13 protein-coding genes are annotated in these 13,514 nt (G+C 51.3%); 12 read left to right on the top strand and 1 reads right to left on the bottom strand.

Features of this window, described 5'->3' with window-relative positions:
* The first annotated feature begins 1 nt into the window (after window position 1).
* The 6 genes from INF30_RS08980 (at window position 2) to INF30_RS08955 (ending at window position 7,041) form a co-directional block, all read left to right on the top strand.
* Window positions 2–718 (top strand): acyl-[acyl-carrier-protein] thioesterase, encoded by a 717-nt coding sequence (locus tag INF30_RS08980; protein WP_226394953.1) that lies wholly within the window; start codon window positions 2–4, stop codon window positions 716–718.
* Complete coding sequence (locus INF30_RS08975; protein ID WP_226394952.1) at window positions 712–1,542, top strand: CvfB family protein; 831 nt, start codon at window positions 712–714, stop codon at window positions 1,540–1,542. The genes INF30_RS08980 and INF30_RS08975 overlap by 7 nt, the downstream gene beginning before the upstream one ends.
* 73 nt (window positions 1,543–1,615) lie before the next feature.
* A complete protein-coding gene (locus INF30_RS08970) occupies window positions 1,616–1,849 on the top strand; it encodes a polya polymerase (RefSeq protein WP_076779419.1) in 234 nt (77 codons plus the stop codon).
* Between the two features lie 183 nt (window positions 1,850–2,032).
* Window positions 2,033–5,509, top strand: a complete 3,477-nt coding sequence (locus INF30_RS08965) for a DNA polymerase III subunit alpha (protein ID WP_226394951.1) — start codon at window positions 2,033–2,035, stop codon at window positions 5,507–5,509.
* A gap of 74 nt (window positions 5,510–5,583) precedes the next feature.
* Window positions 5,584–6,564, top strand: coding sequence for a 6-phosphofructokinase (gene pfkA / locus INF30_RS08960; RefSeq protein ID WP_076779416.1), 981 nt, complete (start codon window positions 5,584–5,586; stop codon window positions 6,562–6,564).
* Window positions 6,565–7,041: a DUF1934 domain-containing protein gene (locus tag INF30_RS08955; protein ID WP_226394950.1), complete on the top strand. Its 477-nt coding sequence runs from the start codon at window positions 6,565–6,567 to the stop codon at window positions 7,039–7,041. It abuts the gene before it with no gap.
* 94 nt (window positions 7,042–7,135) lie between these two features.
* Here the strand turns inward: INF30_RS08955 and INF30_RS08950 are convergent, their stop codons facing one another.
* Window positions 7,136–7,579, bottom strand: coding sequence for a hypothetical protein (locus INF30_RS08950; protein WP_076779412.1), 444 nt, complete (start codon window positions 7,577–7,579; stop codon window positions 7,136–7,138).
* Between the two features lie 244 nt (window positions 7,580–7,823).
* Here INF30_RS08950 and tig point away from each other — a divergent pair, with 244 nt between their 5' ends.
* From tig to INF30_RS08920, 6 genes are all read left to right on the top strand, one after another.
* Window positions 7,824–8,879 (top strand): trigger factor, encoded by a 1,056-nt coding sequence (gene tig, locus INF30_RS08945; protein ID WP_226394949.1) that lies wholly within the window; start codon window positions 7,824–7,826, stop codon window positions 8,877–8,879.
* A 178-nt stretch (window positions 8,880–9,057) separates the two neighbouring features.
* On the top strand, window positions 9,058–9,894 hold the full coding sequence (locus tag INF30_RS08940) for a hypothetical protein (protein WP_226394948.1): 837 nt from the start codon (window positions 9,058–9,060) through the stop codon (window positions 9,892–9,894).
* A gap of 158 nt (window positions 9,895–10,052) precedes the next feature.
* Complete coding sequence (spoIIID, locus tag INF30_RS08935) at window positions 10,053–10,316, top strand: sporulation transcriptional regulator SpoIIID (RefSeq protein ID WP_076781063.1); 264 nt, start codon at window positions 10,053–10,055, stop codon at window positions 10,314–10,316.
* Window positions 10,317–10,523: 207 nt separating this feature from the next.
* Window positions 10,524–11,762 carry an ammonium transporter gene (locus INF30_RS08930; protein WP_226394947.1) on the top strand — a complete coding sequence of 413 codons (1,239 nt, stop codon included), beginning with the start codon at window positions 10,524–10,526 and terminating at the stop codon, window positions 11,760–11,762.
* Window positions 11,763–11,802: 40 nt separating this feature from the next.
* A complete protein-coding gene (locus INF30_RS08925; RefSeq protein WP_076779407.1) occupies window positions 11,803–12,162 on the top strand; it encodes a P-II family nitrogen regulator in 360 nt (119 codons plus the stop codon).
* A 116-nt stretch (window positions 12,163–12,278) separates the two neighbouring features.
* Complete coding sequence (locus INF30_RS08920) at window positions 12,279–13,436, top strand: SLC13 family permease (protein ID WP_226394946.1); 1,158 nt, start codon at window positions 12,279–12,281, stop codon at window positions 13,434–13,436.
* The last annotated feature ends 78 nt before the right edge of the window (window positions 13,437–13,514 follow it).

The following is a 13,514-nucleotide window of genomic DNA, read 5'->3' as shown; positions in this document are numbered from 1 at the left end:
CATGTATGCATTTGACAGCAGGGTAAGGTTCAGCGAGGCAGACCACCACGAGACCATCACCCTTCCGGGGATCATCAACTATTTCCAGGACTGCAGCATTTTTCACTCGGAGGATATCGGCCTTGGGATCGATTATCTGAAAGAAAAGAAGCGGGCGTGGGTGCTGACTTCCTGGCAGATCATCGTGGACAGGTATCCCAGGATCGGGGAGAAGATCAAAGTGGGCACCTGGGCCACCGAGTTCAACGGCCTTTACGGCCACAGAAATTTCTGTATGTGGGATGAAAAAGGAGAGCGGGCGGCCTGTGCCAATTCTATCTGGGCTTTTATGGACCTGGAGAGAGGACGCCCGGCAAAGCCCCTGCCGGAGGACATCGAAAAGTACGGTACGGAGGCGCCCCTTGAGATGGAGTACGCATCCAGAAAGATCAGGCTTCCGGAGGAGCTGGAGGAAGGCACCGCCTTTCCGGTGCGCAAATATCATATTGACACCAACGAGCATGTGAACAATTGCCAGTATGTGCAGATGGCCCTGGAGACACTCAGAGAAGAGATGCTTGTGAGAAAGGTAAGGGTAGAGTACAAAAGATCCGCTGTGCTGGGAGACATGATCTGTCCCAGAACGGCAAGAGAAGAAGAAAGGACAGTTGTGGAGCTGTGCAATGCGGAGGGAAAACCGTACGCAGTTGTGGAACTGACAGGAGAAAAGAGATGTTAGAAGAAGGATTAGGGAAAAAACAGACGCTGGCCGTTGTGAAAAAGACGGAGTTCGGCGTGTATCTGGGGACAGAGGAAGAGAGGGTGCTGCTTCCGAGAAAGCAGGTGCCGGAGGGCACGCAGGTGGGAGATGAGATAGAAGTTTTCCTGTACCGGGATTCAAAAGACCGTCTGATCGCCACCACCAATGAGCCCAAAATACAGCTTGGGGAAGTGAAGCTTCTCCGGGTGAAGGACACAGGAGCTATCGGTGCATTTCTGGACTGGGGGCTGGAGAAGGATCTCTTCCTCCCCTTCAAGCAGCAGACGGCGAAAGTGAAAAAGGGAGACCAGTGTCTTGTCAGCCTCTACGTGGACAAGAGCGGGAGACTGTGCGCCACCATGAAGGTGTACGACAAGCTGGAGAAAAAGTCCCCCTACAAAAAAGATGACAGAGTCACAGGCATTATTTACGAGAAGAGCCTGAATTTCGGCCTTTTTGTGGCAGTGGACGACCGGTACTGCGCGCTGATCCCCAAGAGGGAGGCCTCGGGCAGATACAAGGTGGGTGACCGGATAGAAGCGCGGGTGACGGACGTGAAGCCGGATGGAAAGCTGGACTTAAGCCTGCGGGAGAAAGCTTTCATCCAGATGGACAGAGATGCGGAGGCTGTGATGGAAAAGATTATAGCGAACGGCGGGGAGCTGCCCTTCACGGACAAGGCTGACCCGGAGCTGATCCGCGCGGAGTTCGGTTTTGGAAAGAACGCTTTTAAGCGTGCGGTGGGGCGTCTTCTCAAAGAGGGCAAGATCGAGATCCGGGAAAAAAGCATTGCAATTCGGTAAAATATGGTTATAATGATGGGTAGATGGGGAAAACCTCATCGCTGAGCAAATTTGCAGAAAGGAATGTAGAACTATGAAAGTACAGAACATTACAGATATCGACAAGTTTTTCAAGGTTATTGATGACTGCAAGGGAAAAGTGGAGCTGGTGACCGGCGAGGGAGACAGACTGAACCTGAAGTCCAAGCTGTCCCAGTATGTGTCCATGGCCAACATCTTCTCAGGCGGCGAGATCCCGGAGCTGGAGATCATCGCATACGAGAAAGAGGATATTGACAGACTGGTCAATTTTATGATCAACGGCTAGAAATGATTTTGCGGACGGTTCTCCCGGAAGAGAGGACCGTCTTTTTTGTACTCATTTATCGCATCTGTCCGAAGGATGACTGCCTTAAATGAGCTTCTTGCGCCTCCCTTTTATTCGTAGTACAATGTTTCCAGGTTCACCACCTGCCGGGTGGGATGAATGGAAAGGATATATGGTGAAAATATGAGTTTTGCACATCTGCACGTCCACACAGAGTACAGTCTGCTGGACGGATCCAATAAAATAAAGGAATGTATTTCCCGGGTGAAGGAGCTGGGCATGGACAGCGTGGCCATCACCGACCACGGCGTCATGTACGGCGTCATCGACTTCTACAAGGCGGCAAAGGCAGCGGGGATCAAGCCGGTCCTTGGCTGTGAAGTCTACGTAGCCCCGGGCTCCCGGTTTGACAAGGAGGCCAGGGGAAACAGCGAGAGCAGATACTATCATCTTGTGCTGCTGGCAGAGAACGACACAGGATATCACAATCTGATGAAGCTTGTCTCCCGGGGATTTACGGAGGGCTACTACTACAAGCCCAGGGTGGACATGGAACTTCTGGAGGAATTCCACGAGGGGATCATTGCTCTGAGCGCCTGCCTGGCGGGGGAAGTGGCAAGAGATATAGGCCAGGGCCTCTACGAGGAGGCAAAGGAGGCGGCCCTGCGCTATGAGAAGATCTTCGGGAAAGGGAACTTCTTCCTGGAGCTGCAGGACCACGGCATGTCCCAGCAGCAGATGGTGAATCAGGCGCTGCTGCGGATGAGTAGGGAGACGGGGATCCAGCTTGTGGCTACCAACGACGTTCACTACACCTATGAGGACGACGTGAAACCCCACGACATCCTGCTCTGTCTGCAGACTGGAAAGAAGCTGGCGGACGAGGACCGGATGCGCTACGAGGGAGGGCAGTACTACATCAAATCAGAAGAGGAGATGCGGGAGCTCTTCCCCTACGCCCTGGAAGCGCTGGAAAATACCCAGAAGATCGCGGACCGGTGCAATGTGGAGATCGAGTTCGGCGTGACCAAGCTGCCCAAATACGATGTGCCGGAAGGACACACGTCCTGGGAGTACCTGAATGAGCTCTGCTACAGTGGGCTGGAGCAGAGATACAGCCCTGTCACGGAGGAGCTGAAAGAACGGCTGAAGTACGAGCTGTCTGTCATTCACGATATGGGGTATGTGGACTACTTCCTGATCGTGTGGGATTTTATCAAATACGCCAGGGACAACAACATCATGGTGGGCCCCGGCCGTGGATCCGCCGCCGGAAGCATTGTGGCCTACTGCCTGGGCATTACCAGCATCGACCCCATCCGGTACCAGCTCCTCTTTGAGAGGTTCCTCAACCCGGAGCGTGTGTCCATGCCGGATATTGACGTGGATTTCTGTTTTGAGAGAAGGCAGGAAGTCATAGACTATGTGGTGCGCAAGTACGGCTCTGACCGGGTGGTGCAGATCGTCACCTTCGGTACCCTGGCAGCAAGGGGCGTCCTCAGGGATGTGGGCAGGGTCATGGATCTGCCCTACGCCTTTGTGGACACCATCGCGAAAATGGTTCCCACGGAGCTGAACATTACCCTGGACAAGGCCCTGGCCATGAACCCGGAACTGAAAAAGCTGTACCAGGAAGACGACCAGGTGCGGGAGCTCATCGACATGTCCAAGAGGCTGGAGGGACTGCCCAGGCACACCTCCATGCACGCCGCCGGCGTGGTGATCAGCCAGAAGGCGGTGGACGAGTATGTGCCGCTCTCTCTTGGCTCGGATGGCTCCGTGACTACCCAGTTCACTATGACCACGCTGGAGGAACTGGGGCTTCTGAAGATGGATTTCCTGGGCCTTCGGACCCTGACCGTGATCCAGAACGCGGTGGAGCTGGCCCGCAGGAGCACGGGAAAAGACATTGACATACACAGCATTGATTACAATGACAAAGCGGTGCTGGATTCCATCGGAACCGGAAAGACGGACGGCGTCTTCCAGCTTGAGAGTTCCGGGATGAAGAGCTTTATGAAAGAGCTGAAGCCTCAGAGCCTGGAGGACATCATTGCCGGGATCTCCCTGTACCGCCCGGGCCCCATGGACTTTATCCCCCAGTACATCAAGGGGAAAAACAACCCGGAGCTCATCACCTACGACTGCCCTCAGCTGGAGCCCATCCTGGCTCCCACATACGGGTGCATCGTCTACCAGGAGCAGGTCATGCAGATCGTCCGGGATCTGGCCGGCTACACCCTGGGCCGCAGCGACCTTCTGCGCCGCGCCATGTCCAAGAAAAAGGGCGATGTGATGCAGAGGGAGCGGCAGAATTTTGTCTACGGCAACCCGGAGGAGGGCGTGCCGGGCTGCGTGAACAACGGCATAGACGAAAAGACGGCCAACAAGATCTACGACGAGATGATCGATTTTGCAAAATATGCTTTTAATAAATCCCACGCAGCGGCCTACGCGGTGGTGTCCTACCAGACAGCTTATCTGAAATACTACTATCCGGTGGAATTTATGGCAGCCCTTATGACATCCGTGATTGAAAATCCGTCAAAAGTGGCGGAATACATTTACAGCTGCCGCCAGATGGGGATCGATATCCTGCCCCCGGACATCAACAAAGGAGAGGGGAATTTCTCCGTGGACGGAGGCAGCATCCGGTACGGTCTTGCGGCTATTAAGAGCATCGGCAGGCCGGTGATCCAGTCCATCATCACGGAGAGGGAGACAAGCGGCCTGTTCCGCAGCCTGAAAGATTTCATTGAGAGAATGTCCGGAAAGGATGTGAACCGGCGCACCATCGAGAACTTTATCAAGGCGGGAGCCTTTGATGGCCTGGGCGGCACGAGAAGGCAGTTCATGGCCATCTATGTGCAGATCCTGGACCAGGTGAACCAGGAGAAAAAGTACTCCATGACCGGACAGATGTCCCTGTTTGACCTGGTGGATGAGGAGCAGAAGAAGGAGTTTGATATTCCCTTGCCGGATGTGGGAGAGTACGACAAGGAGACGAAGCTGGCCTTTGAAAAAGAGGTCATCGGCGTGTACCTGACAGGCCATCCCCTGGAAGACTACGAGGAGAAGTGGAAGAAAAATATCACAAGGACCACCCTTGACTTCCAGATCGACGATGAGACCGGGCGCTCCAAGGTGCGTGACGGCGTCAAGGAGACGGTGGGAGGCATGATCACGGCCAAGACCATCAAGCACACGAAAAACAACAAGATGATGGCGTTCCTGACGTTGGAAGATCTGGCCGGCACGGTGGAGATCGTGGTGTTCCCCAGGGATTACGAGAAATACCAGCGGATGCTGGGGCAGGATGACAAGGTGTTTATCCGGGGCAGGGTCTCAGAGGAGGACGACGCTCCCAGCAAGTTGATCTGCGAGAATGTGGTGCCCTTTGAGCAGACGAAGAAGGAGCTCTGGATCCAGTACAAGGACAAAGCGGCATACATGGAAGACGAGGAGCATCTCTTTGATATGCTCCGGGCTTCCGACGGCGACGATTCCGTGGTTATCTACTGCCGGGCAGAGAAAGCAGTGAAAAGACTCCCGCCAGGGAAGAATATTTATATCGAACCAGGAATACTGAGCAGATTGACGAATTATTTCGGGGAAAGTTGTGTAAAAGTTGTAGAAAAACCCATTGAAAGCCTAAAGTAGATAATGTAGAATGGTAAAGAATAAGAGAAAGAAAAATCCGAAACTATGAATACACGACAAATGGAGGAAAAGTCATGGCAGAGAATAAGGTAATTCGTACGATTGGAGTTTTAACTAGCGGCGGAGATGCGCCGGGAATGAATGCTGCCATTCGTGCGGTAGTAAGAACGGCATTAGGGAAAGGCGTCAAGGTGAGAGGTATCCGCAGAGGTTACCAGGGACTCCTTGATGAAGAGATCATAGATCTGACAGCAAGAGATGTATCTGATACGATCCAGAGAGGCGGTACGATCCTGCAGACAGCCCGCTGTGAGGAGATGCGTACAGAAGAAGGACAGCAGAAAGCAGCAGCGATCTGCAAGAAATACGGCATCGACGGCCTGGTAGTCATCGGTGGAGACGGATCCTTCGCAGGTGCACAGAAGCTGGCTAACCTGGGCGTAAATACAGTGGGTATTCCGGGAACCATCGACCTGGATATCGCCTGCACAGAGTACACCATCGGATTTGACACTGCTGTAAACACAGCTATGGAAGCGATCGACAAAGTAAGAGACACATCTACTTCCCACGAGAGATGTTCCATCATCGAGGTTATGGGAAGAGACGCCGGATGGCTGGCCCTTTGGTGCGGTATTGCCAACGGCGCAGAGAGAATTCTTCTTCCCGAGGAACACGATTTTGATGAGGAAGCGATCATCGAGGATATTAAAGAGTGCCGGAAGCGCGGCAAGAAGAACTATATCATCATCAATGCGGAAGGTATCGGCGGATCCATCGAGCTGGCCAAGAGGATCGAGGCAGCTACAGGCATGGAGGCAAGAGCGACCATCCTGGGACACATGCAGAGAGGCGGAAGCCCCACATGTAAGGACCGCGTGTATGCTTCCATTATGGGCGCAAAGGCAGTGGATCTTCTTCTGGAAGGCAAAAGCAACCGCGTAGTCGGATACCGGGGAGGCGAGTATGTGGACTTCGATATCAACGAAGCCCTGAACATGCAGAAAGGTATCCCGGCTTATCAGTATGAAATTGCAAGAGAGCTGGCACTGTAAATGACAAAGGATGTATTGATCAGTATTTCCGGACTCCACTTCGGCACAGAGGAGGAGAACGGAGAGGGTGAACCGGTGGAGATCATCACGCCGGCAGTCTATTACCTGAAAAATGACAGGCACTACGTGCTCTACGACGAGGTTGTGGAGGGCGTGCCCGGTACGGTCAAAAATACGATCAAGATCAACGGGGACAGTCTGTTTGAGCTTTGCAAGAGCGGGCTGGCCAATGCCCGCATGGTGTTTGAGAAGGGAAGGATGAATATGACTTCCTACCAGACGCCCTTTGGCGAAATGATGGTGGGGATCCACACGAGGGACATCACCACAGAAGTCGCCGAGGACAGAATCGATGTGCATATCAGTTACGCTCTGGATATCAACAGCGAGCCCCTGTCTGACTGTGAGATTGATGTGCATATCAGACCGGTGCACAGCGCTGAGGCGCCGGAGATGTCCGGGATCTTGAAAAGCTGAAACGAACAGCAGAAGCAGAAAAATGAAAAAGAAAAACTCCAGGTTCCAAAACCTGGAGTTTTTTGTGTCCTTCCTATGTGATGTGTGACGCAGTCTATATTTTGTCCCGAAGTCTGGCGATCAGGCCTTTCTTCTTCGGCGGTGCTTCCAGAGGACCGCGCAGGCCTCTGACTGCTGTGATATAGATGCCGCTCACGGTAGCCTTGACTTCCTTTTTTACAGGAATAAGGGGATACACCTTGGAGTCGCACATCAGTGTCATGATCTTCGGCCCTACCTTTGCCTTTACAACCGGAACCTTGGAGCGGCGGAGATACTTGGGTGTGTTTTCCAGTACAATAGACGGAAAGCCGGCATCTCTCAGGCGCATTGTGCGCTTGTCAATGATAAGCATGGTAAGTGTCTGCGCTGCAGCCTCCAGCTGTTCCTGCTGCTCAGCCTGTCTTTTTTCAGCCTTTTTGCCGAGGAAGTACAGCACAATACACGCAATGATCAAAACGATCAGAATGACTAATAAAACAATCGTAAATGTAGACACGGGAAACCTCCTCACTATGTAATAATGCACAGTATATTTTAACATTGTTTAGGGGGATGCGCAATGTTTTTCTTGCGTGGATTTTGTGTTTTCTGGCTTCCTGCACTCCTGTTTTTCGGAGAGAAGGAAATGAAAAAAGTATAAAGCCACTTTTATTCAAAAGCGGGATGTGCTATACTGATACGAGTATCCGGCTAAGGATGAAGGATACAGAAGAAAGAATCAAGGATTAAGAGGTGTAGACATGAAAAGGAAAGCAGCGCTTTTACTGGCTGGCATACTGACATGCTCCGCGGCACTGGCAGGATGCTCCGGCGGCAACCAGGCGTCCAATGAGTATGTGACGGTCGGCGGGTACAAAGGGATAGAAGTAGATAAGGTGGCCGATAAAGAGGAAGTGACAGATGAAGATATAGACAGCTATATTGCCTCTGTACAGCAGCAGAATGCCCAGCAGGTGACGGATCGTCCCGTACAGAAAGGTGATATTGCCAACATCGATTTCGTGGGAAAAATGGACGGCCAGGAGTTTGACGGAGGTTCCGGCCAGGGATATGACCTGACCATTGGCTCCGGTCAGTTTATCGATGGATTTGAGGACAGCATTATCGGGCACAATGCAGGGGAGACTTTTGACTGGAATGGCCAGTTCCCGGACCCCTACACAGGAAACCCGGAATTCTCCGGCAAACCGGTGACCTTTACCATCACAGTCAACTCCATCAGCACTCTCCCGGAAGTGAACGATGACTTTGTAAAGACGGTGTCTGAAGAGTCCAGCACTGTGGACGAGTACCGGGAGGAAGTAAAGAAGACGCTGGAGGAGTCCGCAGAGGAAAATTACAATTATAGTCTGGAGTCAGAGGCCTGGAATGCTGTGCTTGAGAAGGCAGAGGTGGAGAAGTATCCCGAGGATGAAGTGAATGAGATCAAGGATCAGCTGGTCCAGCAGTACAAGGATGCAGCAGAGACCTATGGCATGAGCTATGAGGACTTTATCTCAAGCCAGATGAACATGGATGTGTCCGGCTTTGAGAGCCAGGCTGAGGAAGCTGCGCAGCAGTCCGTCAAGCAGAAGTATGTTGCCAGGGCTATTGCGGATGAAGAGAACCTGACACCGACAGATGAGGAGTATGAAGAGCATTTCAAAGACCTGGCCGAGACCTATGGCTTTGAGGATGTGGATGCGCTGAAGGAGGCGGCCACTGAGGAGGAGCTGAAGGATATGGTGATTCAGCAGATCGTGCAGGAGTGGCTGGCTGACAACTGCATACAGGTAGTCAGTGACTCGGCAGAGTAGGACAGGGACCGGGATCTACTTCCAACTAAAGAGAGCTTCAGGCAGGGCGTGCGCCCTGCCTTTTTATGCAGTGAGAACATGTGAAAAGTCGAAAAACAGACTGGTTGAGGAGCATTCTTCTAGATGAAATATTGGATAAGTAAATCCAACGAGCAGGTTTTGCGAAGGAGTAAAGAAAATGATGAAGATAATACAAAAGATAGGTGCAAAAAGAATAGCGGTGGTATTGGTGCTTTTTGTAGTGGCGTTTCTGTCAATAAATGTATTTTCAAAGGCGGCAAGCAATCCGGAAAATCATACGAAAACAATAGAGTCTTTAGATGAAAAGAAAGCAGATGTTTTGAAACTGACAGCGGCCTCAGCGGCGGCATCTGCTGCAATTGCGGCAATCCCTGGAGATGCTACAACACCTGTAGCAAATAAACTGGCAGACCTGACCTCATATTTTATGATCATTCTAATGGTTGTTTTCCTGGAAAAATATCTAGTTACACTTACTGGGTATGCGGCGTTTACTATATTGATTCCAGCAGCCTGTATCCTTTTGGGAATAGGAATATGTCTGAATAGAACATTTTTTAAAATGCTGGCAATAAAAATGGCAGCTTTTGCGCTGGTTATATTTATGATTATCCCGATAAGTATGAAGGCTTCGGCAATAATAGAGCAAACGTACGATGCATCTGTGGAAATGGTCATGGAAGAGGCTGATGAGATAACAAATGAAATAGACGAAAACACAGATTCGGAAGGTAATATAATCGATAAAGCATTGTCAAAGATCAAAGATGGGGCAGCGGGTTTATTGGAAAAAGGTGAAAAGGTTTTAAATCATTTTATTGAAATGATTGCTGTAATGTTGGTCACATCCTGTTTAATTCCCATTGTTGTATTATTATTTATGGTTTGGTTTGTTCGAATATTATTTGGAATACAGATCAATTTGCCCCAAAACATGCCAAAACGGGTTGCGTCCAATCTTCCCGGCCATAAAAATGTGTCTGAAAAGCAGTAGATGAAGCAAACTGCCACATAATATCGAGGTGGGAAGACAAGGCTAATATTTCCTGATTAGGAGAATAGACAGGAATTGTAATGAGCTGGTTTTGAAAGAAAAGCATGACTCTTTATTCCCCTGCATACATTGTAAAAAGAATGTATGCAGGGGTTTTTATGAAAGAGTATATTGAGGAGAGGGCAGTAGAGATCGCATGTTATATCATTGAACATAAGGCTACAGTGAGGCAGACGGCTAAGCAGTTTGGGGTCAGTAAGTCGACCATACATAAAGACGTAACCGACCGCCTTCTCCAGATCAATCCGTCCCTGGCGGCGGAGGCCAGGAAGATCCTGGATGTAAACAAGTCTGAGCGGCACATACGGGGAGGACTTGCTACCCGGGAAAAGTACAAAGGCACGCACCACATGGCTTTGTAGATTTGGCTGAAAATAGAAGAAAATTTCGAAAAAATTATTTAATTTTCAACAAAATTGCTATTTTTGAAACGATTTTTCTTGATTTCAGACCCTTCATCTGCTAGACTTAGCCACAAGACAAAGACGCCTGACGGTGAGACGGAAAAACGCCTCCACCGGTCAGGCGTTTTTTCGTTTTAATCTAAAGGAAACACGGGAGGTATTTTTATGGACACAGGAAACACTGGATTTATGATGATCTGTGCGGCGCTTGTATTTATTATGACGCCGGGGCTGGCTTTTTTCTACGGAGGTCTGGTCAGGAGGAAAAATGTGGTAAACACCATGATGGCCTGCGTGGCGATCATGGGACTGTCCGTATTTATGTGGGTGCTCTTTGGCTATTCCCTTGCATTCGGCAGTGACCATGGCGGGGTGATCGGAGATTTCGGCTGGCTGGCGTTTAACGGCGTGGGATGGGACGCAGGACCTTATTCGGACACCATTCCCCATCTTGTGTATGCGGGATTCCAGATGATGTTTGCCATGATCACGCCGGCTCTCATTACCGGGGCTGTGGTGGGCAGGATGAAATTCAAGGCGCTGTTTGCCTTTATCGCTCTCTGGTCTGTCATCGTCTACTATCCCATGGCTCATATGGTATGGGGGCAGGGAGGATTTCTCGCAGCCCTCGGCTCTGTGGATTTTGCGGGAGGAAATGTAGTCCACATCAGCTCAGGAGTGAGCGCGCTGGTGCTCGCTGTTTACCTTGGGAGGCGCAAAGGTTATGAGAAGACATCCTACCGCATCCACAATATTCCTTTTGTTGTTCTGGGAGCATCCCTTCTGTGGTTTGGGTGGTATGGCTTTAATGCGGGGAGTGCCCTGGCAGCCGACGGCCTTGCGGCCCACGCCTTTATGACTACATCCGTGTCCGCGGCGACAGCTCTTCTTTCCTGGATGCTCATTGACACGGCAAAAGAGGGAAAGCCCACACTGGTGGGCGCCTGCACCGGTCTTGTGGTGGGCCTTGTGGCGATCACGCCGGGAGCCGGATTTGTACCTGTCTGGTCTGCGTTTATCATCGGTGCCCTCGTGAGCCCCATCTGCTACTTTATGATCAATCTGATCAAACACAGACTGAAGATAGACGACTCCCTGGACGCTTTCGGGTGCCATGGGATCGGCGGTATCTGGGGCGGCATAGCCACCGGGCTTTTCGGACAGAGCTCCATCAACTCTGTGGCACAGTGGGACGGACTGGTGTTCGGAGAGACAGGGCTGTTTGTCGCTCAGGTCATCAGTATTATTGTTACCATAGCGGTCGCAGTGGTCGGCTCGCTCATCTGCATAGGCGTGATCCGCATCTTTACCAGACTCCGGGTAGATGAGAAGGACGAGATGATCGGACTTGATGTGACCCAGCATGGGGAGAACGCTTACCCGTCCTTCAATGGTTTTGACTAAACGGAAATATTTTGATAAGAGCATGAGGAGGAAGAAATATATGCTGATCAAGGTGGAAGCAATCGTCAGAGAAGAAAAGTTTGAGGAAGTGAAAGACGCCCTCAATCAGATAGAAGTCAACGGCATTACCGTGTCCCAGGTTATGGGATGCGGCGCTCAGAGAGGATACAAGGAAGTGGTCCGTGGATCGGAGATCGATATTTTCCTTCAGCCCAAGATTAAATTTGAAATCGTGGTATCCTCGGAGGAGTGGGAGAAAAAGGTCATCGACACTATTCAGAAAGCGGCCTTTACCGGGGATGTGGGAGATGGGAAAATCTTCAGCTATGAAATCAGGAGTGTCATGAAGATCCGGACAAAAGAGACCGGATATGATGCGGTCCAGTCGGAGTTTGAGTAGACGGATCAGGTGTTGCATGAACAGATGACAGGATATATAATAGGAAAGCGGCCCGCCGGGGAGACGGCGGGCTTTTGTGTGCCCTGTAAAATTCTTCAGGGCAGGGAGAAAGAAAAATGGCGAAAAAGATCTTAAAAAATATCCTGAAAAATGAAACGGTATTCTGTGTGTCCCTCCTTCTGGCGGTTTTGTCCGCCTTTTTTGTGAGACCGGACGGGACCTATCTGAGTTATCCGGACTGGCGGACCATTGCTCTGCTTTTCTGTCTCATGATCCTTGTGGCGGGACTCAGGTCCAAAGGTGTGTTCACCCTGTTGGGGCATGTGCTCCTAAGGAAGGCGGGGAGCCTGCGGGCACTGTCTGCTGTCATGGTGCTGCTCTGCTTCTTCTCCAGCATGATCATTACCAATGATGTGACGCTGCTCACCTTTGTCCCTTTTACGATGCTGGTATTCCGCATGACCGGTAATGAGGAGCGGATCGTGAAGCTGGTGGTGCTGGAGACGATAGGGGCCAACCTGGGGAGCATGGCAACCCCTATCGGAAACCCTCAAAATCTGTATCTGTATTCGGTCTCAAAGCTTACGGCAGGCCAGTTTGCGGGAGCTGTCCTTCCCTATGCGGGACTTTCACTCCTGCTTCTTCTGGCGGCAGCGTTTGCAGGCCGGGATGAGCCGCTGATGGAAGTAGAGTTGGGAAAGAGGACAGAGAAGGAGGCGGAGAAGGAGAGCGGGAGGGCCGGAAAAAGACTGGCCGGGGATATCCTTCCCTTTCTGCTCCTCCTTGTACTCTGCCTGCTGGTGGTGTTTCGGATGCTGCCCTATCTTCCAGTGCTCTTCTGCGTGGCAGTGGCCGTGATGCTTCTGGACCTGAGGCTGTACCTGGAGGTAGACTATTTCCTCCTCTTCACTTTTCTCTTTTTCTTTATTTTTGTGGGAAATATGAAGAGGATCCCGCTGGTCAGTGAGGCGCTTGTCTCCGCGGTGGAAGGGCGGGAGCTGCTGACAGGCGTCCTGGCCAGCCAGGTCATGAGCAACGTGCCGGCAGCAATCCTTCTGTCCGGATTTACTGACCGGATACAGCCTCTTCTGACAGGAGTGAATCTGGGGGGCCTGGGGACGCTGATCGCTTCCCTGGCCAGCCTCATCTCTTACAAGATCGTGACAAGAGAGTATCCCCAGAGCAGGGGGAGCTTTATGAAGGTGTTTACATTCTGGAATGTGCTGTTTCTTGCACTGCTGCTTTTAGAGGCGCTGCTTCTGGGCGGAGTGTAGGGAACATTTAGCCGGGTTCCCGCTTGTAATATACTCCTCCCTGCGCTATCATATTCTACAGAGAAATCGAAAGGCAGA

The sequence above is a fragment of the Claveliimonas monacensis genome, assembly GCF_014982975.1.
Classification (GTDB): domain Bacteria; phylum Bacillota; class Clostridia; order Lachnospirales; family Lachnospiraceae; genus Claveliimonas; species Claveliimonas monacensis.
This window is presented reverse-complemented; position numbering and strand designations above follow the sequence as displayed.

What these genes read in the sequence shown, in the direction of transcription:
- INF30_RS08980 (WP_226394953.1), top strand. Translation starts at nt 2, where the DNA reads ATGTATGCATTTGACAGCAGGGTAAGGTTCAGCGAGGCAGACCACCAC.
- INF30_RS08975 (WP_226394952.1), top strand. Translation starts at nt 712, where the DNA reads ATGTTAGAAGAAGGATTAGGGAAAAAACAGACGCTGGCCGTTGTGAAA.
- INF30_RS08970 (WP_076779419.1), top strand. Translation starts at nt 1,616, where the DNA reads ATGAAAGTACAGAACATTACAGATATCGACAAGTTTTTCAAGGTTATT.
- INF30_RS08965 (WP_226394951.1), top strand. Translation starts at nt 2,033, where the DNA reads ATGAGTTTTGCACATCTGCACGTCCACACAGAGTACAGTCTGCTGGAC.
- pfkA (WP_076779416.1), top strand. Translation starts at nt 5,584, where the DNA reads ATGGCAGAGAATAAGGTAATTCGTACGATTGGAGTTTTAACTAGCGGC.
- INF30_RS08955 (WP_226394950.1), top strand. Translation starts at nt 6,565, where the DNA reads ATGACAAAGGATGTATTGATCAGTATTTCCGGACTCCACTTCGGCACA.
- tig (WP_226394949.1), top strand. Translation starts at nt 7,824, where the DNA reads ATGAAAAGGAAAGCAGCGCTTTTACTGGCTGGCATACTGACATGCTCC.
- INF30_RS08940 (WP_226394948.1), top strand. Translation starts at nt 9,058, where the DNA reads ATGATGAAGATAATACAAAAGATAGGTGCAAAAAGAATAGCGGTGGTA.
- spoIIID (WP_076781063.1), top strand. Translation starts at nt 10,053, where the DNA reads ATGAAAGAGTATATTGAGGAGAGGGCAGTAGAGATCGCATGTTATATC.
- INF30_RS08930 (WP_226394947.1), top strand. Translation starts at nt 10,524, where the DNA reads ATGGACACAGGAAACACTGGATTTATGATGATCTGTGCGGCGCTTGTA.
- INF30_RS08925 (WP_076779407.1), top strand. Translation starts at nt 11,803, where the DNA reads ATGCTGATCAAGGTGGAAGCAATCGTCAGAGAAGAAAAGTTTGAGGAA.
- INF30_RS08920 (WP_226394946.1), top strand. Translation starts at nt 12,279, where the DNA reads ATGGCGAAAAAGATCTTAAAAAATATCCTGAAAAATGAAACGGTATTC.